This is a genomic window from Paraglaciecola aestuariivivens (genome assembly GCF_052983255.1).
The window spans coordinates 247,069-268,161 of the sequence record NZ_JBRKBA010000006.1 but is presented as its reverse complement, the minus strand read 5'-3'; the positions used below and the strand labels follow the sequence as shown (position 1 = coordinate 268,161).

The following is a 21,093-nucleotide window of genomic DNA, read 5'->3' as shown; positions in this document are numbered from 1 at the left end:
TTCAACTCAAGTTGTTGCGATTCAAATGACCTCAAGTCCTGAGGTAGAAGATAACCTTAAGTTTGTTGAACAGCAGCTACAACAGCTGCCCCCAATGCGCCCATGTTTGGTGGTATTGCCCGAATGTTTTGCCTGTTTTGGTGGCTCTGATAAACAAATTTTAGCCATTGCAGAAACTTTAGACCAAGGCCCTATTCAGCAACGATTAAAACACTTAGCCAAACAATATGGGGTGTGGATTGTAGCCGGCAGTATGCCCATAAAAAGTCAAACAGCAAATAAATATACAGCTTCTTGTTTATTAATAAATGACACAGGTGAACGCGTGGCAGAGTACCAAAAGATTCATTTGTTTGATGTGCAAGTAGCAGATAATACCGGACACTATTTAGAATCGCGCTATACAGATGCTGGCAATAAATTAGTGGTGCTCGATACCCCTTTTGGTAATTTGGGCTTGGCAGTTTGTTACGATATTAGGTTTGCCGCTATGTTTTTAGCTATGGCAGAGCAGGCCCCCTTAGATATACTGGCATTACCCGCTGCCTTTACCCAGCAAACAGGCCAAGCGCATTGGCAGGCTTTGTTAACTGCTCGTGCGATTGAAAATCAATGTTACTTAGTTGCGGCCAACCAAACCGGTGAACACCAGAATAAACGACAAACTTATGGTCACTCCTGTATTATATCCCCTTGGGGTGAAAAGCTCGCTGAACGACCGACTGAGACAGGCCTAGTTAGCAGCGTCATAGAACCTTCATTATTAACTGATATTCGACAAAAAATGCCGGTGTATCAACACAACAAATTCAGGAGTCACCTTGCCTAACTTGGTAGAAGAAAACTTACTCACGGCATCTGATCTCACCACTGCTCATTTAGAGGTGGCACTAGACAGTATTTATCAACACGACAATGATTTTGCAGACCTGTATTTTCAATCAAGTCAGCATGAAACCTGGGTGCTAGAAGACGGCATTATTAAAGAAGGTAGCTATAACATTGAACGTGGGGTAGGAGTACGGGCTGTAAGTGGTGAAAAAACCGGTTTTGCTTACTCAGATGACATTTCTCCAGAAGCCTTAACCAAAGCGGCTAAGGCTTCACGCAGTATTTCAGCCAAAGGTGGAAAGCATCAGGTTCAAGGATTAAAAACTCAGCATGCAGCGAGTCGCTATCATGCAGACAACCCCTTGCTTGGCATGCAAGAACAAGAAAAAATTGCCTTATTAAGAGCAGTAGACAGCTATATTCGCCAACAAGAGTCTGCGCTTAGCCAAGTGGTTGTTAGTTTAAGTGGGGTGTACGAAGAAATTTTGGTGGCCGCAACCGATGGCACCTTTTGCACCGATATTCGTCCTTTAATTCGCTTAAATTGCTCAGTTCTGATGGAAAAAGATGGCCGCAGAGAAAGAGGAAGCTCTGGAGCAGGTGGACGTTTTGCCTATGACTATTTTGTTGCCGCAGAAGACGGCAGACCCAGATACCAGCAACTAGCAGATGAAGCCATACATATGGCCAGGGTCAATATGCAAGCTGTACCCGCACCTGCTGGAAATATGCCAGTGGTATTAGGTAGTGGATGGCCTGGAGTTCTGTTACACGAAGCTGTAGGTCATGGACTAGAAGGCGACTTTAACCGTAAGGGCGCATCGACTTTTAGTGGGCGCATAGGTGAACAAGTGGCGGCAAAAGGCTGTACTGTAGTAGATGATGGTACTTTGGCCAACAGACGTGGCTCTTTAACCATTGATGACGAAGGTACCCCAAGCCAATATAACGTGCTAATTGAAGACGGAATTTTAAAAGGCTACATGCAAGATAAACAAAATGCGCGGTTAATGGGAGTGGCGCCAACAGGTAACGGTAGGCGTGAATCCTATGCTCACTTGCCTATGCCGCGTATGACCAATACCTATATGCTAGCTGGGCAATATGCTCCTGAAGAAATTATTGCCTCAATAGACAAAGGTATTTACGCACCTAACTTTGGAGGCGGCCAGGTAGATATCACTTCTGGAAAGTTTGTATTTTCTACCTCTGAAGCGTATTTAATTGAAAAAGGTAAAATTAGCACACCTATTAAGGGTGCAACTCTAATAGGCAATGGCCCACAAACCATGCAAAAAATATCTATGATTGGCAATGATTTGTCATTAGATAAAGGCGTAGGGGTATGTGGTAAAGATGGACAGAGTGTGCCTGTTGGGGTTGGACAACCCACCTTAAAAGTTGATGAATTAACTGTAGGCGGCACAGCTTAATTAACCGCACCCAAGGCCGTCGCGGCCTTGGGTACTTGAACACTTTATTCTAAGTTTAGGGTAAAGCTCACCTGACTAATAAAACCACCTGGGGTGGTCATAGTGACCAACACAGTTGCAGTCACAGGATCTTCAGTTTCGGTATTTTCAATAGCAAACTGGGTATTAAAACCGCCTGCTTGGTTAGTGTTTGGTACTGTAGTTAGGCCTAAATCTACCACTGTACCTGCACTAGTCTCAACCTCTAAAGTTGAACCCATTGGTGGGGTTTGACCTGCACCGTCTTTAAAATTCACACTAAATCTATGTTTAGCTAGCTTAGCAATACTAATGTCACCTCTATCTGAAGCTGGGGCATTGCTCGCATATAATTGACCCGCGTTATCAAACACTTCTGCGTCTAAACTACTGCCAGCCATAATTAGCACTAGGCTTTTGCGTACTAAAGTTGTAGCAGCATCCCCTTGACCACATAAAGTTTCAGATTGGCAATGCACCCCATTAAACAAGCCATCGGCAGCATCAAAACTTTCATTTTTGTAATAGTCTAAAAAGCGCTCGCCTACTTGATACACGCCATCTTCGTTTTCATCTAACCACGCTTCCGAATAATCAACAAATCCTGTTTCACCTGGTTGGCTAACTCCAAATCCGCTAGCGGCATTGTTGTCGTCAGCTAAGGGTCCACCATCGGCATCGTCATAAACATTATTGCCATTACTATCAAATAAAGTTTCGTGACCAATTGCCGTAGCCAAAATAGTCACGCGATTATCACTAGGTCTGGGTTCTGCGCTGGTCCACACCACAGAACAACTGCCACCTTGAGTGACACAACTAGACTCAACCGTACCCCCTTCTGCAGTGAAGTTAACCACAGTATTGTCTGGTACAGGATTGTTAAATAGATCGGCAAGTTGCACAGTTAAATTTGTGGTTACACCATTAATCTGCCCTGCTTCTGGATTTAAGACATCTGTGCTTAAAGTAAAGTTACGTTGATTAGGCAAACCTGTTGAGATAATGATGGCCTCTGATTGGGAGCTAATGCTCTCACCAGACAAAGTTTGCACACTAGCAGTAACTCGCACTGAGCCAGGCACTGTGCCCGCAATGACTTCAGTAAATACGTTGCCATCTTGATCACTAACAGCCGTCTCTGTGCTAAGTGTCAACCCGCCTACTGTAGTACTTAAACTAAACTCAACTTGTTGATTACTCAGCCCTTGTTCAATGTCGTTGCTGACATTAAAGGTTAACTTAGTTTTAGATAAAACAGGATCCCCTGCTCCTTGCAAAATAATAGTGTCGCTAGCACTTTCGGTAAAACTAATACCGCCTATGGCTTCTGGGCGAATGCGGATTTCTTGATTAGCGCTGTAACTTTGGCTGTCGATGTTTAGCGTGGCAGTAATGGCATCTGTTATACCCGCGCCGCCGGCACAACTGATATCGGTATAGGTGCTACTGGCTTCGCCATTTATGGTGCTGACGTTTGAGTCTAAACTGGCATTACCCGCTGCCACACAGGCTGATTCAAAATTCACCTCATAGTTTTCCAAAACCCGTTCTAAGTCTTGATTTACTATGGCAACATTTAGCCCTACTGAGCCTCTTGCACTTATTTCGTACACGCCATTTTCTGGCTCAAGGGTTACCCCAATAACGCCTTCAACAAATTGACCAGACGCATCAAAATGCCCTAGTTTTAGACTGATCGGCTCAGGTGTTTGTCCTGTACCAAATGGATCTGAACCATTGTCGCCAGATACCCCTCCACCACAACCTGACAAAACCCAGGTAGATAAAACCATTAAAACCAACACTATTCGCATAAGGTTATCCATTTATCACTTGTTTTAAATATTGAAAAAGTTCTCGTGACGCTTTTGGCGGCTTATTTTCAGCCTGCTGTTTTTTTGCTTGTCGTACATATTGCCGTAATTTTTGCCTTTCTAGCAAGGGGTAATCTGCAATACATGCTTCGATTTTTTCATCGCCCTGACTAATTATTTCATCACGTAAGTTTTCGATTTCATGAAAAGCATTATTAATTTTTTTATGCGCCGCTTTAATGTTATTCAGAGCTTGCTCTATTGGAGCCACATCTGTATTCCGCATAATTTTACCTATCAGCTGTAATTGCCGACGATAACCTTCTTTTTTACGTAATATTTTACGCGCTAACATCACCGCATCTAATAGCTCGGGATCCATTGGCACTTTAGCTAGAGAGGACTGACCTAAATGCACTAACGACTCACCAAGTTTTTGGCGTTCAAGCATTTGGGCTTTAATTTGGGTTTTACTTAGAAACTCTGTTTCTTCATTCTCATCAAAATCATTTTCGATGTCTTTGTTGTTATTCGGTGCGACCATGACTTTATCTTTAGTGATACACTAGGCAAGATTGTAACCCTCTAAGCAAGAATAAACTACCAAGCCTGATTAAATTCATCAAATGTACAGGTTTTATTAAAATTTTTACTTAAACCCAACGACGAAGGTTTTATGCAACAACAACTAGCTGACATTCAAAATATAGTAGACGACGTACTAAAAATGGCCAAAAGCAAGGGCGCTACAGCGGCAGAAGCCAGTATGTCTAAAGTAGAAGGTATTGCAGTGTCTTCGCGTTTAAAAGAGGTTGAAACCGTTGAATTTACCAATGATGGTGGCTTAGGCATCACTGTGTATCACGGTCAGAAAAAAGGTAGTGCTTCCACTGCCGATTTATCCCCTCAAGCCTTAGAACTAACAGTGGAAAAAGCCCTAGAAATTGCCAAGCACACTAGTGATGATCCCTGTTCGGGCTTAGCCGATAAAGCCCTGTTGGCCAGCACTATCCCAGATCTCGATTTATTCCACCCAGTAGAGTTAGACACAGAACAAGCCATTGCCAAAGTCATAGCAGCAGAAACCAGTGCCTTAGCCCATGATCCTCGTATCACCAATTCAGACGGCGCATCATACAACGCCAACTTAGGCACTAAAGTTTATGGCAATACCCACGGGTTTAACGCTGGTTACAATAGCAGTAGGTATAGTTTGAGTTGCGTGGTTATAGGTGAACAAGATGGCGACATGCAGCGCGACTATAGTTATACCGTTAGCCGCGATAGCACAGCTTTAAGTAGCCCAGAACAAATAGGAACAGAGGCTGCGGCTTTTACCCTAAATCGATTAGGTGCGCGCAAAATTAAAACCTGTAAAGTGCCGGTATTATTTGATCGTGAAATTGCTTCTGGATTATTTGGGCATTTTGTTAGTGCCATAAGTGGCGGTAGCTTATACCGAAAATCTTCTTTTTTATTAGATAAGCTGGGACAAAGTGTTTTTCCTAAGTGGTTTAATATTGACGAACGCCCACATATTTTAAAAGGCTTAGCCAGTTCACCATTTGACCATGAAGGGGTAGCCACTATTGACCGCAATATTGTGGCCAATGGTCAATTGCAACAATACTTATTAACCAGTTACTCGGCACGTAAGTTAAAGATGCAATCTACAGGGCATGCTGGCGGCATCCACAACTGGTTTATCCAATCCACTGGGGAATCTGATCAACAATTATTGGCTAAACTTGGCACCGGATTATGGGTCACTGAACTTATGGGTCAAGGGGTGAATATAGTTACCGGAGATTATTCTCGCGGAGCTGCGGGTTATTGGGTTGAAAATGGTGTGATCCAATACCCCGTACACGAAATTACCATAGCCGGTAATCTCACTGACATGTTAATGAATATTGTAGCTGTTGGTGCAGAACAAGAAACCCGCGGCAGTATTCAAACTGGCTCAGTCTTAATTGAGGCAATGCAAGTAGCCGGAGAATAACAGGCTGTTAACCTATTAGCAGCGCACAAAGCGCTGCATTTAATGAGCCTTATTCTGGAATATCTGTTGGGGCCGAAATATAACCTTGGTAACCATCTGCACGTAAATTGTTAAAAGTTTCCAGTTGTGCCTGATCTTCGATACCAGTAATAATCACTTCTATATTCAACCCTTTAGCTACATTCACTAAAGCTCTACACATTTCATTGCCTTGTTTTAACTTTTCATAAAATGCAAAAGATTGGTCTAGCTTAATGTAGTGGGGCTGAATGTTTTGTAAGTACTGCAAAGACCCCATTTGTCTGCCACATTGGTCTATACCTATTTTGGCCCCAGCCGCACGAATAATATGAGTAAGATTTTGGCTTTGTTCTGGAGCACTGATACAGGCCGATTCTGGTAGTTCAAATAACATTGAACTGGCCTGTTGTGTTTCTTTTAAGAAAGTAGTTAACCAAGTAGTAAATGCCGGATCTTGGATACTGTCATGGGTTAGGTTAATCGCCACAGGTTGCTGAGTTTTGGCCAAGATCTGTTGTTGTACTATGGTAGTTAACAAACACCTATCGAGTTGACTGCCTAAAGACAACAATTCGATAAAAGGCATAAATTCAGAGGCATTAACTAGCTGATTATCTATATTAAGTCGGCAATACAATTCGTGTTGCAAAATATCTGCAGATTGCATGTGATTAACCGCTTGCCACTGAAACTTAAATTGATTGTTTTCAATGGCACTTACAAGTTTTTCGCGCCATTGTTCGCGGTTGTACTTTTGTGGCTGCTGAGCGTCAATCCAATGGCTTATTTTGCGCTCTTTACGCGCTTGCTGTAAGGCATTGTCTGATTGCGACAGCAGATCTGAAGGCTGCATATTATCAATGCGTTGGCTTACCCCTAGTGCAAACTTGGCATTGGCTAAGCAGCCTGCTTTAGTAATTTCTTGGTTAATGATGCGAATTAGGCTAGTTAAATATTGTTCAATTTGATGACGCTCAGCTTTAGTAAGCAAAAAGGCAAACTCGGTATTACTGATCCTAGCAATCACACATGGCGCAATATCAGGAAGCTCAGCCTGCATTCTGGCCGATAACAATTTTATAATTTGGTCGCGCCCCTGATATCCATATTTACTATGTATGTCTTCTAACCAATCAAACTGAGTCAAAATTAAGCCACCATAGCCTGGCTCATCTAACCAACTGTTAATTTGCGCAGTTAAATACTGGCGGTTGGGTAATTGCGATACTTGATCCAGCAATTTATCTTCTTTAAGTTGGCTGACCTCTTGATCTAAAGTCGAAAACACTTGTTTTAACTGGCCCGACATATAGTTAATGGCTGCCACCACGTCTTTTAATTCTGTGGTGTTAGGCAAGCTAATATGCCCACCAAACTTTTTCTGTGCAATCTCTTTTGCCTCAGCGGCAATATCATGAAGCGGCTTAAGAATGGTGTTTAATCGCACTCTTAAAATCACAATACTGATGATAAACAACAAGGATAAGATCATGATGGTATCGTTCATAACCCGCCATAATTGTTGATACCCAAGCGCTGGATGGGCTTCTACTTCTAGGGTGGCTAATTGCATCCAACCCGAGGTGATCACACTTTGTTTTTTCTGTAAGGCAAAAATATCTAAATTAATAAACCAATCTGGTACCCCTTCTACTTCTATCGGGTTTTCCCAATTTTGTTCTTTGCCATCTGCTAACCAAGTTAAGGTAACTTTTCGATAAAAGCCCCCTTCAAAAATAACATTGACTAAAGTCTCAGCTGAAACTAAGTCACCTGTTTCGATATGCGGCTGTAACATTAATCCCAATGACGTCATAGTGTTGTTTAAATCAGATTCCATTTGCTGATTCATAAAATCGCGAACTTGCGTATATTGGAAATACACTAAGCAGCTCATCACCAGTAAAAATAGCCCAAATAATAATGAGTTAATCTGTCGAAATAAGGTCATGGGGTTAAAACTCCAATGTCATCTTGGGTTGTTTAAGTTTTGCTGAATTAATTCGTTGACGTAAATCTTGCCAACGCTTTAATCGAGAAGAATTGCCGCTTTGTACACTGCGACCTCTTTCTTTATTTAGCCATAATTGGCTCGCGTTAAAACTATAAATTGGGATCAAATCATGGCGTTGATTAGCAGGTTTAATTTCGCCATCAATGTTATCTAAAATCAGCGGCACAGATGCGGGAGTGTCATAATAAGCTAAGACCATATGATATTGATTGAGTGTCACCGCTTTAACCATGGTAATACGCATTTTTTCATCCGCTATGCCTAGTTCTAGCAGGGTAAAATACTTGGCAATTGAATAGTCTTCACAATCTCCACCATTTACCCCAATAAATTCAACTGGCGTGGCCCAATAATTGTTAACCCCCCAAAGGTCGATATCATCTACAAAGCGAAATAAATTAAAAAAGCGATTCACTTTTTCTAACCTTTCAGGCTCTGATATATCACCTTCTGATTGCATCATATTAAGCCATGCATGGCCGCGTTTAGCCGCGCGTTCACCATAATTTTGTTTTAATGCCGATACGATTTTTTTAGCGTCTAATGGTTTTTGACTTTGTGCATATAACACGGGTAAACAGACCAAAGTTAAGCATAAAAAACACATGGGCTTTTTAACTAAGTGCTGAGTTAAAAAATGGTAAACCCTCATACCATTCACCCTGAATTAATCAACTTGATCAACCGTGTAAATAGTCCATATCATATCGTCAACACGCACATCTTTGTTAAACTGCGCCATAATTCGACGATTAGCTTTATGTGCATATTCAGTGTCAGAGTCATCTAATGGTCGCTCAAATCCATAACCAATAGGTTTTACTCTAGCAGGATCTAACTTAAAGTTATTTACCAAAATATTGGCTACTGCTTGGGCACGTAATTCAGACAACCTTTGATTATATTTGGCTTTACCTACTTTGCTGGTGTGCCCTTCAATCACAATTTTAAGCTCGGGCTTTTGCTGTAAAAAAGCAGCTAGCTGTTTAAGTTTAGGCAAAGCAGAAGCAGGAATAGCGTAAGAGTTATGTTCGAATTTAATGTCAATATTAACTGGTTCAACATAAGTACTGTAAGTACCGCAGCCAACATTATCAATAGCTGCGCCAAGCACTGTATTGTCACATTTATCCCGCGCTTCAATCACCCCATCACTATCATGGTCATTTAAATCATAAAGCTGAACTACGCTTTGCTCAGGCTGTACAAGATCTACAGTGCTACATGCACTTAAACTTGCTGCTAGCAAAACCATACAAGGGTAAATTGGCTTAAGCTTAATCATGCTGGCCTCCTTGCGAATATTGATGTTCGCCATTCCAAGTTTGCGAGCGGGTTACGCGCAATGAATCCAATAATTGGCCTGTCACATTTAATAATCTATATCGTGCCATCAATTCATCAAATTTAGCATCTAAGTAATCTTTGCGAGCTTGGAACAATTCGTTTTCTGTATCTAATAAATCCAAAAGATTGCGCTGGCCTAAGCTAAATTGTTGTTGGTAGGCTAGTTGAGTATCTTTAGAAGTTTCAACATGTTGCTGAATAAAGGTTTTTTGTTGGCCTAACATTTCGAAAGCATTCCAGGCTAAACCAAAACTTTCGGTAACTTGTCTATGGGCGCGATAATTAATTTCTTTAGCTTGAGAAACTTTATAGGCAGCACTGCGCTCTTCTGCCACATCTTTGCCTCCAGAATACAAGTTGTAACGCATACGCAACATAACCCTAAGGTCATTTCTATGCCCACCTACGTTTTGGGCAAATCGATTAACGCCGTCTTCACCAGCTACATCATTGTCTGCATTAGCTTCTACCTCTAAAGATAATTTAGGGTAATAATTCGATTGAACAACGTCACTAAAAGCGCGAGCAGCCTGTATATCTTGTTGGGCAGACTTAATCACAGGGTGGTTGGCTAATGCAAAGGCCAAACCACTCACTTTGTCTTTTGGTAACATATCGGCATCAGGTACAGGAATGACTAAATCTTTGGGAGTGATGTTGGTTAAGCTGATAAATTCAGTTCTTGCATCATAATAATTATTACGTGCTGCAATTAGGTTAGATTGGGCTCTGGCTAAACGACCTGTAACTTGAGATAAATCAGCAATACTGCCCATCCCTGAATCGGTACGCTCTTTTATTTGCGAAAATATCTGCTGATGAGAGGCCACATTTTTTTCAGCTAAGGTCACCAATTCAGAGGTTTTTATATACTGAATATAAGCGCGGCTCACGGCCAAGGCTAAGTCTTCTGCAGTGCTAAGCAGTGTCCACTGTTCGGCACTGGCTTCATATTTAGTACGTTTCACTTCGCTTCTGGTTAACATACCATCAAACAGCATTTGCCTAAGGCTCAAACCAAACTCGCCGCGCGCTAATTCGGTTTCGCCGTCACTAAATCCTAACTCAGAACGACGATTGCCTGGCGTGTCTGTATATTCGTAGCCATATCCAGCAGTGAGATCTATGCTTGGCAGATAACCTGATGAAGCTCGATTTACATCTTCTTCTTTGGCTTTAAAGCGTGCAAACGCCTCCCGAATGTCTGGATGAGTATCCACAGTGTGGGCCACTGCTTGCTCTAAACTTTGAGCCTGCAACTGCTGAATAGGCGTAATTAACAAGCCCATTGAGCATAAAACAGCTTTTAAATGCATGTTGAATTACCTACTTTCAAAATCTAATCCTTTGGATTCCATATTTGCTTACCTTTCCCTCAACGCGGCCTCATTCGCACGCAATAATGGGTTTAAAATATATTCTAAAATGGTGCGTTTACCTGTGATGACATCCACATTTGTCATCATCCCAGGAATAATTGGCATTTCTTCTTGGTGCTTATTTTTGATACTAGATGCATCTGTTCGCACCCTGATAAGATAAAAACTATTACCCTCTTCGTCTTGAGTAGTATCGGCACTGATATGTTCAACCGTACCTGTTAATCCACCATAACGGGCAAAATCATAAGCAGTAATTTTAACCACAGCAGGAAGACCTGGGTATATAAAACCAATATCCCTAGGCTTAATTTTGGCCTCTACCATTAGCATATCTTCGGTTGGCACTATCTCTGCTATGGTTTCTCCCGGTTTTACCACACCACCTAAGGTGTTGATATGTATGGTTTTAACCGTTCCAACTACAGGGGATAAAATCAAAGCTTTATTGACTTTATCTTGTGCCCCAACTTGTGATTCATTGATCCTAGAAAGCTTGTTTTGTAACTCGTTAAGTTTAGCTCTGACTTCGTTGCGATAAGATAAAACCGTTTCGCGGCGAGTTAAAATTGCTTCTTGAAGGGCTGATTTTAGTTTAGGTGTTAATAAACGCACTGCGCTTAATTCACCTTTTAAATCATTAACTGTGCGTTCTATTTTATACAACTCAATTTTAGACACTATGGCCTTTTCGGCTAAAGGTCGGGTTAATTCTAGTTCTTTCTTAGATAACTGATAACTGACTTCGAGAGTGCTAATTTTAGATTCTAATTCAGTAATTTCTTGTTCTTTTTGTTGGATTTGTTGACCTTGAATAGCCAATTGATTAATTAAATTATCAAGCCTACCAGCATATTCTTCTTGCTGTTCTGCCACCATAAATTCTGCACTTTCGATTAGATCATCAGGGTAAATAGGCGGTTTTTTGTTTATTTCTATTTGCAACTTCCAGTTGTCGTTATTGCCAACCAAAATACTTGCGAGCTCTGCTCTTAAGCGAATTATGTTTGCGCGTAAACTGTCTACTTCTTGTTTTTGTTCGGCAAAGTCAGAACGAAAACGGGTATCGTCAATGCGCGCAATGGGTTGCCCTTTAGTAACAGGCATGCCTTCTTGCACAAACCACTTTTGCAAAATACCGCCATCTAAACTTTGAATAATTTGCACCTGTGACGAGGGGATCACTTTACCTACCCCAGAGGTAACTTGATCTAATGAAGAAAACGATGCCCATAAAATAAAGCTAACTAAAAACCCAGCCAATGACCATATGATTAAACGATGCAAGCTTGGGGCTTGAGTTAACATAGCCCCGTATACATCATCGGCCATTTCTAAATCTTGTTGGCTAACTTTCATGGCTTAGCCTCTGATTGAGTTTTGCCTTGTTGCAGTTTTTGTAATACCACACCTTTTGGACCATCTAGTACTAGCTTACCTTTATCTAAAACCACTATTCGGTCTACTAGGGATAACAATTCAGTTTTATGGGTAATCAATAACAAAGTGCGATCTTTTGCAGTGGCCTGAATTGATTGAATAAACTGTTTTTCTGCACGCGCATCTAAACTTGCAGTCGGCTCATCTAATAATAAAATTTGTGGGGCATTAAGAATGGCTCGCGCTAAAGCAATAGATTGGCGCTGCCCGCGAGATAAATTATTACCGCTTTCTCCTACCTGTAAATCTAGCCCTTGAGTGTCGTGATCAGTAAAGCTACTTACTCCAGACAATTGCACCGCTCGGATTAGCTGATACTCAGTGACTTGCTTAGTACCAAATAAAATATTGTCACGGATAGTACCGTGAAACAACACTATATCTTGAGGTAGGTAACCTATATTACGCCTTAAATCACTAGGGTGGATTTGTTGATGATTTAAACCATCAAAACGCAGACTACCTTCAGTGGGTTGGTATAAGCCCAAAAGCAATTTAGCTAAAGTGGTTTTTCCAGAGCCATTGCGACCCACAATTGCAATTTTTTCACCCTGTTTGATCTCAATCGACATAGGGTAAAGTGCAGTGGTTTTGGACTCTGGATAACGGAAACCAACATTTTCAGCAGTAATATTTCCAGATAATTTTGTTCGACTGGCAAGATGGGCCTTATCTTCAAACTCCCCTTCTTGTTCCATTAATTGATCTAGCTGCCTCAATGCAGTAATAGTTTGGTTAGATCTTGTCATCAGGCTGGCTAATTTAGCCACAGGTGAAATTGCCCGGCCTGTTAACATAACCGCAGCAATGATACCGCCCATAGAAATGAGGTTGTCGGAAACCCGGTATACCCCTAGTACCACTACCCCAATAACAGCGACCTGTACTATAAAGCTGGCCACATTGACTACTGAGTTAGTTATGAATTTTGATTTTAATAACCAATTAGAGGTATGGCCTATCATTTGTTGCCAAGCATTTTGCACTATGCCTTCTGCACCATTGGCTTTAATCGACTCTAAGGCCCCCAAGCACTCAATTAAGTGTCCATGACGTAAACTGGAAAATTTATTGCTTTCTTCAATGGCATGGCGCAATTTGGGCTGGGTATAGATGGTATATCCAATGATTAGTACAGAGGCAATAATTGGAAATAACACTAAGTCGCCGGCAACTAACCAAATACAAAACATAAATAACAAGGCAAAAGGCAAGTCAACTAAAGCCGTTATAGTTGCAGATGAAAAGAACTCTCTAACATTATCAAAATCGGTGAGTTGTTTGGCCATGCCCCCAATACTAGGAGCACGCTTTTCTAAGGGAATGCCTACCACTTTTGCAAACAACTTGGCTGAGACTTCTATGTCTACTTTTTTACCCGCCACATCTATTAGATAACCCCTGAGTTGCTTTAAAATAAAATCAAATATGTAAGCAATACCCGCTCCCAAGGCCAATACCCACAAAGATTCAAAAGCTAAATTAGGTACAACTTTGTCATAAATATTCATTACAAATAACGGCGAGACTAAAGCAAAAATATTCACCATAATCGAGGCAATAATTACGTCTCGATAAATAGGAGTGGCACTTTTTATATGTTGCCATAACCAATGCTCTTTACTGTCGCCAACAAATACATCAAAGTTTCTATCACCGCGGTATTGTTGTTTGACTAAAAACAAATACCCAACAAAGTTAGATTCTAATTCTTCAATACTAAGTTTTTCTTCGCCCCCCGTTTCGGGCAGAGTCACTATGGCGTGATTTGCTTGAAGATCTAACTCTTGTAAAACACAGGCTTGTTTATCTTTAAGCATTAAAATACAAGGCAGTAACATAGAAGGAATTTCGTTTAATCCCTTACGCACTAATTTTGCACTTAAACCTGCCCGAGAAGCGGCTTGCGGAAGCAATTCAGGAGTGAGGAATTGACCAGCAACAGGTAAACCAGCCGTTAAAGCTTCTGCTGAGCAGGGTTCGCCAAAATGCTCGGTTAACAAGACCAAACTATCTAATAGAGGATCAGTGTTAACTCTTTGATTAGCGTTAATTTTCCATTGATCGGTTGAATTAGCCGAAGATTGCACTGGGTTTTATATTCCTTCAGAAAAACGCATAAACCTTAACACAGTCCTAGGGATTTTGGCTGAGCTAAGGTCTATAAAATGCGAAAAACTGACTTTACTATAACAAGTCTGGCGAGTCTAATTCGGCATGAGTGTTATTGCCGTTGGCTAAGGTGTCACTCACAATCAAAGCCCCGTCTTCTAATAATTCATTATTGATGATTTTAGATTGGGCATTTTGCGCTGGATTTTCTTTGCTCATAAGCACCTGTTCATCGATAGGCTGTGCAGATTCGTTTTGACTATCGTCATTTTGCATAGCCTTATCAAGCTCACCCAACATAGCTAAATACTCTTCCAACCCACCTGTATTTGAATCGATTAAAATATCGTTTAACCCATCGTGATCGGTATCTGGCGCATATTCAAAAGCTTCTTCATCGGCATGAGACAAGTTCTTGTTTTCAAAAGAGGTATCTATAGTCGCTGTGCTGCTAAGATCTTCAACATCAATGGGTACTTCCTTAGAAGCAGTACTAGGTGGCTTAATATTAATAGTCAATATGGCCGAATCTTCTTCTGGCGATTGATTATCTGCATCTTGCACTGTGTAACTAAATTTTAAATTGACTTCAGCACTTGGAATGACCATTCCAAATGGTGTAGTAAAGTTATAAGCGCCAGAACTAGATATGGTTAAAGTTCCATATTCGGTTTCAATGCTATGCGAAGTTACAGTGTCAGTAAATTCATATACTTTTCCATCATAAACAACCTGAGTAATAATTGGGGTACCAAAGCCATCAGCAGAAACGTCAGCTCTATCGCCTGTACTACCATTTTTAATCACATTTCCACGTGCAATGCTAGTAAAGGCTTTACCTGAACCATAGGCTTCATTCAACGAAATATAATTAAAATCGTCACGTGCATCAGGAGCCGCATCCACAACGTTTATAGTAACAGTGGCGGTATCAACATCTGTCCCATCACTTAAAGTATAAGTAAAAGTAGGGGCGGCACTGCCCAAAACAAAACCATCATTTTGGTAGGTATAACTGCCATCTTCTTTAATAGATAAAGTGCCATCTTTTATTGCCACTGTTGCTATGCCAGTAACGCTATCAAACACTAAAGGAACACCATTTACTTCAGTTACTTTAAGCGTACCGCCATCTCCACCGTCAGAATCTGAAACACCATCACCGTCATCATGAGTGATTAGATTACCAGAAACGCTTTCTCCTTCATTAACAGTGAAATTATCATCGGCCGCTACTGGAGGGTTGTTGCCAGGAGTGACTTCAATACTTAAAGTTGAGCTATCAGTGTTCACCCCATCAGATACTGTGTAGGTAGTAACAGGCACTGCGCCATTGTAATTAGCAGCTGGCACAAAGGTGAAACTACCGTTGGCAATTAGGGTTAAATCACCTTCAGTTAAATTAGCCGTGGCACCCGCAGAGTATGTTAGGCCGCCTACTACAAAACTAGTAATGACAGGCGTGCCATCGGCACTAGATGCGTTGCTTAGAACGTTCCCACTTACGCTGGTATCTTCAGCCGTGGTAACTGACTCATCGCCATCAGTTAAATCTGATTCAGGTGTCACATTAATGCTTAAAGTAGAAGTATCGGTGTTAACGCTATCTGACACTGTATAGGTAGTAACAGGCACTGCGCCATTGTAATTAGCCGCAGGCACAAAGGTAAAATTACCGTTGGCATTTAGGGTCAAATCACCTTCGGTTAAATTAGCCGTGGCACCTGCAGAATAAGTCACACCGCCTACCACAAAACTAGTAATGACAGGTGTACCATCAGCACTTGAAGCATTAGTTAAAACGTTTCCACTTACACTGGTATCTTCAGCTGTAGTAACAGACTCATCGCCATCCACCAAATCAGATTCTGGGGTTACATTAATGCTTAAAGTAGAGCTGTCTGTGTTCACCCCATCAGATACTGTGTAGGTGGTAACAGGCACTACGCCATTGTAATTAGCCGCCGGCACAAAGGTGAAACTACCGTTGGCGTTTAGGGTTAAGTCACCTTCAGTTAAATTGGCTGTGGCACCAGCAGAATAAGTTAGGCCGCCTACTACAAAACCGGTGATAACTGCAGTGCCATCAGCACTGCTAGCATTCGCCAGCACATTACCACTTACGCTGGTATCTTCAGCTGTGGTGACAGACTCATCACCATCCGTTAAATCTGATTCTGGTGTCACATTAATGCTTAAAGTAGAAGTATCAGTGTTAACGCTATCTGACACTGTATAGGTAGCGACCGGCACTACGCCATTGTAATTAGCCGCCGGCACAAAGGTGAAACTACCGTTGGCGTTTAGGGTTAAGTCACCTTCAGTTAAATTGGCGGTGGCACCAGCAGAATAAGTCACGCCGCCTACCACAAAGCTTGTGATCACTGGCGTGCCATCAGCACTAGATGCGTTGCTTAGAACATTACCGCTCACACTGGTATCTTCAGCTGTGGTGACAGACTCATCACCATCCGTTAAATCTGATTCTGGGGTTACATTAATGCTTAAAGTAGAAGTATCAGTGTTAATGCTATCTGACACTGTATAGGTAGCGACCGGCACTGCGCCATTGTAGTTAGCAGCTGGCACAAAGGTAAAACTACCGTTAGCGTTAAGAGTTAAATCACCTTCAGTTAAATTAGCTGTAGCACCCGCAGAGTAAGTCACGCCGCCTACCACAAAGCTTGTTATCACTGGCGTGCCATCAGCACTAGATGCGTTGCTTAGAGCATTCCCACTTACGCTGGTATCTTCAGCTGTAGTAACTGACTCATCGCCATCCGTTAAATCTGATTCTGGTGTCACATTAATGCTTAAAGTAGAAGTATCAGTGTTAACGCTATCTGACACTGTATAGGTAGCGACCGGCACTGCGCCATTGTAGTTAGCCGCCGGCACAAAGGTGAAACTGCCGTTGGCGTTTAGGGTTAAATCACCTTCAGTTAAATTAGCTGTAGCACCCGCAGAGTAAGTCACGCCGCCTACCACAAAGCTTGTGATCACTGGCGTACCATCGGCACTTGAGGCGTTGCTTAGAACATTACCGCTCACGCTGGTATCTTCAGCTGTAGTGACTGACTCATCGCCATCAGTTAAATCAGATTCAGGCGTTACACTAATACTTAAAGTTGAACTATCAGTGTTTACCCCATCAGATACGGTATAAGTAGTAACAGGTACTGCACCATTGTAATTAGCCGCAGGCACAAAGGTGAAACTACCGTTGGCATTTAGGGTCAAATCACCTTCAGTTAAATTAGCCGTGGCACCCGCAGAGTAAGTCACGCCGCCTACCACAAAGCTTGTGATCACTGGCGTACCATCGGCACTGCTAGCATTCGCCAGCACATTCCCGCTCACACTGGTATCTTCAGCTGTGGTAACTGACTCATCGCCATCCGTTAAATCAGACTCTGGTGTCACACTAATGCTTAAAGTTGAACTATCAGTATTCACTCCATCAGATACTGTGTAAGTGGTAACAGGTACCGCGCCATTGTAATTTGTCGCAGGCACAAAGGTGAAACTACCGTTGGCATTTAGGGTCAAATCACCTTCAGTTAATTTAGCTGTGGCACCCGCAGAGTAAGTCACGCCGCCTACCACAAAGCTTGTGATCACTGGCGTACCATCGGCACTAGAGGCATTAGTTAATACGTTCCCACTTACACTGGTATCTTCAGCTGTGGTAACTGACTCATCACCATCAGTTAAATCAGATTCAGGCGTTACACTAATACTTAAAGTTGAACTATCAGTGTTTACCCCATCAGATACGGTATAAGTAGTAACAGGTACTGCACCATTGTAATTAGCCGCAGGCACAAAGGTGAAACTACCGTTGGCATTTAGGGTCAAATCACCTTCAGTTAAATTAGCCGTGTCACCCGCAGAGTAAGTCACGCCGCCTACCACAAAGCTTGTGATCACTGGCGTACCATCGGCACTGCTAGCATTCGCCAGCACATTCCCGCTCACACTGGTATCTTCAGCTGTGGTAACTGACTCATCGCCATCCGTTAAATCAGACTCTGGTGTCACACTAATGCTTAAAGTTGAACTATCAGTATTCACTCCATCAGAAACTGTGTAAGTGGTAACAGGTACCGCGCCATTGTAATTTGCCGCAGGCACAAAGGTGAAACTACCGTTGGCATTTAGGGTCAAATCACCTTCAGTTAATTTAGCTGTGGTACCCGCAGAGTAAGTCACGCCGCCTACCACAAAGCTTGTGATCACTGGCGTACCATCGGCACTGCTAGCATTCGCCAGCACATTCCCGCTCACACTGGTATCTTCAGCTGTAGTAACTGACTCATCGCCGTCCACCAAATCAGACTCTGGTGTCACACTAATGCTTAAAGTAGAGCTATCTGTGTTCACTCCATCAGATACGGTATAAGTGGTAACAGGTACCGCACCATTGTAATTTGCCGCAGGCACAAAGGTAAAACTACCGTTGGCGTTTAGGGTTAAGTCACCTTCAGTTAAATTAGCCGTGGCACCCGCAGAATATGTTAGGCCACCTACCACAAAGCTTGTGATCACTGGCGTACCATCGGCACTAGAGGCATTAGTTAATACGTTCCCACTTACACTGGTATCTTCAGCTGTAGTAACTGACTCATCGCCGTCCACCAAATCTGATTCTGGTGTCACATTAATGCTTAAGGTTGAGATATCTGTGTTCACTCCATCAGATACTGTGTAGGTAGTAACAGGCACTGCGCCATTGTAATTAGCCGCAGGCACAAAGGTGAAACTACCGTTAGCGTTAAGAGTTAAATCACCTTCGGTTAAATTTGCGGTGGCACCCGCAGAATAAGTCACGCCGCCTACCACAAAACTAGTAATGACAGGCGTACCATCGGAACTTGAGGCATTAGTTAATACGTTCCCGCTCACGCTGGTATCTTCCGCGGTTGTAACTGACTCATTGTCATCAACAAGATCAGATACCGGAGTGACTTCGATAGTCAAAGTATCAGAAGCGTTAGTATTGGTGGTGTAAGTGACTACAGGTACTAAACCATTAAAATTTTCATCTGGAGTAAAGGTGTAACTACCATCCTGGTTTAGAACAATGTTTCCACCCTCAACCAAAGCGGTTTGGCCGGCTAAATAGACGGTTGAATCCCCTTCAACAGTAAAAGATTGAACAGTTAACTCATCATCCAAGTCACTATCGTTATCTAATACATTACCTGTGGCAATAGTATCTTCCGGTATAGTGTTAAAGTCACTTTGAGTAATAGTAGGCTGCGCCGTTCTAGCTGCCAGTTCTGGCTGTTCATTGGTAGTGTTGGGGTTATCTATTCCTGTTGTGTCGTAACCTGCTTGTGCTAAAAGCTCATCTCCATCACGACTTAAGGTAACAAAACTGGTTCCTTCATTGCCTTGTAATCCACCTGCCGCGGTATCAGGCAATTCCACTTCTTCGCCTGACTCTATTAATGCTTGTATGGCAGCTATATCATCTTGAATTTCATCTAATGCATCAAAATTTACATTGTTAGCCAAAGTCTCAACACTTAACTCACTGTCATGCTCTGAAGCAGGGGCACTAATTTTTTGCACAGTTCCATCTTCAAATGCTAACGTGACTTGGCTGCCTTTTTCAAAGCGCAAAGTAGCCCCAAAATCCAGGCTTTGCCCGGCTTGTATGACCAAGTTTTGCTCCGAATCAAGTTGCACTTGGCCGTTAACTTCAACGACTTTGGCTAGTTTAGAAGTGGTTAAGTTTTGCATTAGAGTGTTTCCTAATAAAATTTATCTATCTCAATGAAAACTAACGCCTTTATTTATACGTCAGTAGGCATTGGGATACCTTGGGATCTAACTAAAAGATCCAATTCCTTATTAGTCTTACATTAGCAAAAAAAGCGGTGGGGTTTTACAAAAAAAGACGACATAAGGTATGCCGTCTTGTACCTAAGTATAAAAAGTAAGCAAGGTGCTTTTAAATAATATTAAGCTTTAACTATTAAGTCTTTGCTTTTATTTTCTAAAACTACGGAAAGCTAACCCTCCAATAGCTATTGCAAAAATAGCTAATGTAGAAGGCTCTGGCACGTCAACTCTTTTGAAAACATAATTGGTATAATCACCAATATCAGAACGGTCCTTAACATAAGCTGAGCGATCATCTCCTGGTTGATATTTTCCATCATTATTTTTATCAGCATCAAGACCTTGTGCATCAATTTTTATTGCCTGCTCAAAACCATCATACCAAGCCATAAAGTTTACTTCGACTATGCCACTTGCACTCATACTTTCAAAAAACTCAAATTCTTGTGCACTAATCGCCCCGTTGCCAACATCAAAATGAAAAGCGGAAATCGCTAAATCTTGAATATTACCAAAACCTAAAAACGCAGCAGCTTGAAGGCCATTTAAAGGCGTAGGAAAATTATCTCCCGCGTCTTCAATTCCATTGTTATTTAGATCGATGAACTCTTCACCGGCACCTAAATCAAATGAACCTAAAAACTCCCATAGGTTACCTTGACCATCAGAATAATTCTGTCCATTTTGAAAATACAGAATAGGCGTAGCACTTGCTTGCCCGGCCATCCCTACTGCAATCGTAATCACAGTAATAAATTTCGTAATTTTATTACTCATAACATCTCCAAAGCGACATAGATTAAGTTCAACATTACTTATTGTCGCGTGG

General features: G+C 41.9%; 13 protein-coding genes. 3 read left to right on the top strand and 10 right to left on the bottom strand.

The window, feature by feature from the left end:
- Positions 1-25: 25 nt before the first annotated feature.
- Together ACVCDT_RS11420 and tldD are read left to right on the top strand one after the other, a co-directional pair.
- Positions 26-829, top strand: a complete 804-nt coding sequence (locus tag ACVCDT_RS11420) for a carbon-nitrogen hydrolase family protein (protein ID WP_447132943.1) — start codon at positions 26-28, stop codon at positions 827-829.
- Positions 822-2,264 (top strand): metalloprotease TldD, encoded by a 1,443-nt coding sequence (gene tldD, locus ACVCDT_RS11415; protein WP_447132909.1) that lies wholly within the window; start codon positions 822-824, stop codon positions 2,262-2,264. Before ACVCDT_RS11420 ends, tldD begins: the two co-directional genes overlap by 8 nt.
- A 44-nt stretch (positions 2,265-2,308) precedes the next feature.
- Here tldD and ACVCDT_RS11410 read toward each other — a convergent pair whose 3' ends face one another.
- Positions 2,309-4,111, bottom strand: a complete 1,803-nt coding sequence (locus ACVCDT_RS11410; RefSeq protein ID WP_447132908.1) for a hypothetical protein — start codon at positions 4,109-4,111, stop codon at positions 2,309-2,311.
- Positions 4,104-4,643 (bottom strand): ribosome biogenesis factor YjgA, encoded by a 540-nt coding sequence (gene yjgA / locus ACVCDT_RS11405; protein WP_447132907.1) that lies wholly within the window; start codon positions 4,641-4,643, stop codon positions 4,104-4,106. Before yjgA ends, ACVCDT_RS11410 begins: the two co-directional genes overlap by 8 nt.
- A gap of 132 nt (positions 4,644-4,775) precedes the next feature.
- Between yjgA and pmbA the strand changes: the two genes are divergently transcribed.
- Entirely contained in the window at positions 4,776-6,101 is a 1,326-nt protein-coding gene (gene pmbA / locus ACVCDT_RS11400) for a metalloprotease PmbA (protein WP_447132906.1), read from the top strand.
- A 49-nt stretch (positions 6,102-6,150) separates the two neighbouring features.
- Here pmbA and ACVCDT_RS11395 read toward each other — a convergent pair whose 3' ends face one another.
- From ACVCDT_RS11395 to ACVCDT_RS11360, 8 genes are all read right to left on the bottom strand, one after another.
- Positions 6,151-8,073 carry a bifunctional diguanylate cyclase/phosphodiesterase gene (locus ACVCDT_RS11395; RefSeq protein ID WP_447132905.1) on the bottom strand — a complete coding sequence of 641 codons (1,923 nt, stop codon included), beginning with the start codon at positions 8,071-8,073 and terminating at the stop codon, positions 6,151-6,153.
- Positions 8,074-8,077: 4 nt separating this feature from the next.
- The gene (locus tag ACVCDT_RS11390) at positions 8,078-8,788 is read right to left on the bottom strand and encodes a transglutaminase-like cysteine peptidase (protein WP_447132904.1); all 711 of its coding nucleotides are present in this window, start codon (positions 8,786-8,788) and stop codon (positions 8,078-8,080) included.
- Positions 8,789-8,803: 15 nt separating this feature from the next.
- Positions 8,804-9,421, bottom strand: a complete 618-nt coding sequence (locus tag ACVCDT_RS11385) for an OmpA family protein (RefSeq protein ID WP_447132903.1) — start codon at positions 9,419-9,421, stop codon at positions 8,804-8,806.
- Positions 9,414-10,799, bottom strand: a complete 1,386-nt coding sequence (locus tag ACVCDT_RS11380; RefSeq protein ID WP_447132902.1) for a TolC family outer membrane protein — start codon at positions 10,797-10,799, stop codon at positions 9,414-9,416. Before ACVCDT_RS11380 ends, ACVCDT_RS11385 begins: the two co-directional genes overlap by 8 nt.
- A gap of 48 nt (positions 10,800-10,847) precedes the next feature.
- Entirely contained in the window at positions 10,848-12,221 is a 1,374-nt protein-coding gene (locus ACVCDT_RS11375; protein WP_447132901.1) for an HlyD family type I secretion periplasmic adaptor subunit, read from the bottom strand.
- Positions 12,218-14,392: a type I secretion system permease/ATPase gene (locus ACVCDT_RS11370; RefSeq protein ID WP_447132900.1), complete on the bottom strand. Its 2,175-nt coding sequence runs from the start codon at positions 14,390-14,392 to the stop codon at positions 12,218-12,220. The genes ACVCDT_RS11375 and ACVCDT_RS11370 overlap by 4 nt, the downstream gene beginning before the upstream one ends.
- Before the next feature lie 97 nt (positions 14,393-14,489).
- Positions 14,490-20,162 (bottom strand): retention module-containing protein, encoded by a 5,673-nt coding sequence (locus ACVCDT_RS11365; protein WP_447132899.1) that lies wholly within the window; start codon positions 20,160-20,162, stop codon positions 14,490-14,492.
- Positions 20,163-20,411: 249 nt separating this feature from the next.
- Entirely contained in the window at positions 20,412-21,041 is a 630-nt protein-coding gene (locus ACVCDT_RS11360; RefSeq protein WP_447132898.1) for a PEP-CTERM sorting domain-containing protein, read from the bottom strand.
- Positions 21,042-21,093: the final 52 nt, after the last annotated feature.

What these genes read in the sequence shown, in the direction of transcription:
- ACVCDT_RS11420 (WP_447132943.1), top strand. Translation starts at nt 26, where the DNA reads ATGACCTCAAGTCCTGAGGTAGAAGATAACCTTAAGTTTGTTGAACAG.
- ACVCDT_RS11410 (WP_447132908.1), bottom strand. Translation starts at nt 4,111, where the DNA reads ATGGATAACCTTATGCGAATAGTGTTGGTTTTAATGGTTTTATCTACC.
- yjgA (WP_447132907.1), bottom strand. Translation starts at nt 4,643, where the DNA reads ATGGTCGCACCGAATAACAACAAAGACATCGAAAATGATTTTGATGAG.
- pmbA (WP_447132906.1), top strand. Translation starts at nt 4,776, where the DNA reads ATGCAACAACAACTAGCTGACATTCAAAATATAGTAGACGACGTACTA.
- ACVCDT_RS11395 (WP_447132905.1), bottom strand. Translation starts at nt 8,073, where the DNA reads ATGACCTTATTTCGACAGATTAACTCATTATTATTTGGGCTATTTTTA.
- ACVCDT_RS11390 (WP_447132904.1), bottom strand. Translation starts at nt 8,788, where the DNA reads ATGAGGGTTTACCATTTTTTAACTCAGCACTTAGTTAAAAAGCCCATG.
- ACVCDT_RS11385 (WP_447132903.1), bottom strand. Translation starts at nt 9,421, where the DNA reads ATGATTAAGCTTAAGCCAATTTACCCTTGTATGGTTTTGCTAGCAGCA.
- ACVCDT_RS11380 (WP_447132902.1), bottom strand. Translation starts at nt 10,799, where the DNA reads ATGCATTTAAAAGCTGTTTTATGCTCAATGGGCTTGTTAATTACGCCT.
- ACVCDT_RS11375 (WP_447132901.1), bottom strand. Translation starts at nt 12,221, where the DNA reads ATGAAAGTTAGCCAACAAGATTTAGAAATGGCCGATGATGTATACGGG.
- ACVCDT_RS11365 (WP_447132899.1), bottom strand. Translation starts at nt 20,162, where the DNA reads ATGCAAAACTTAACCACTTCTAAACTAGCCAAAGTCGTTGAAGTTAAC.
- ACVCDT_RS11360 (WP_447132898.1), bottom strand. Translation starts at nt 21,041, where the DNA reads ATGAGTAATAAAATTACGAAATTTATTACTGTGATTACGATTGCAGTA.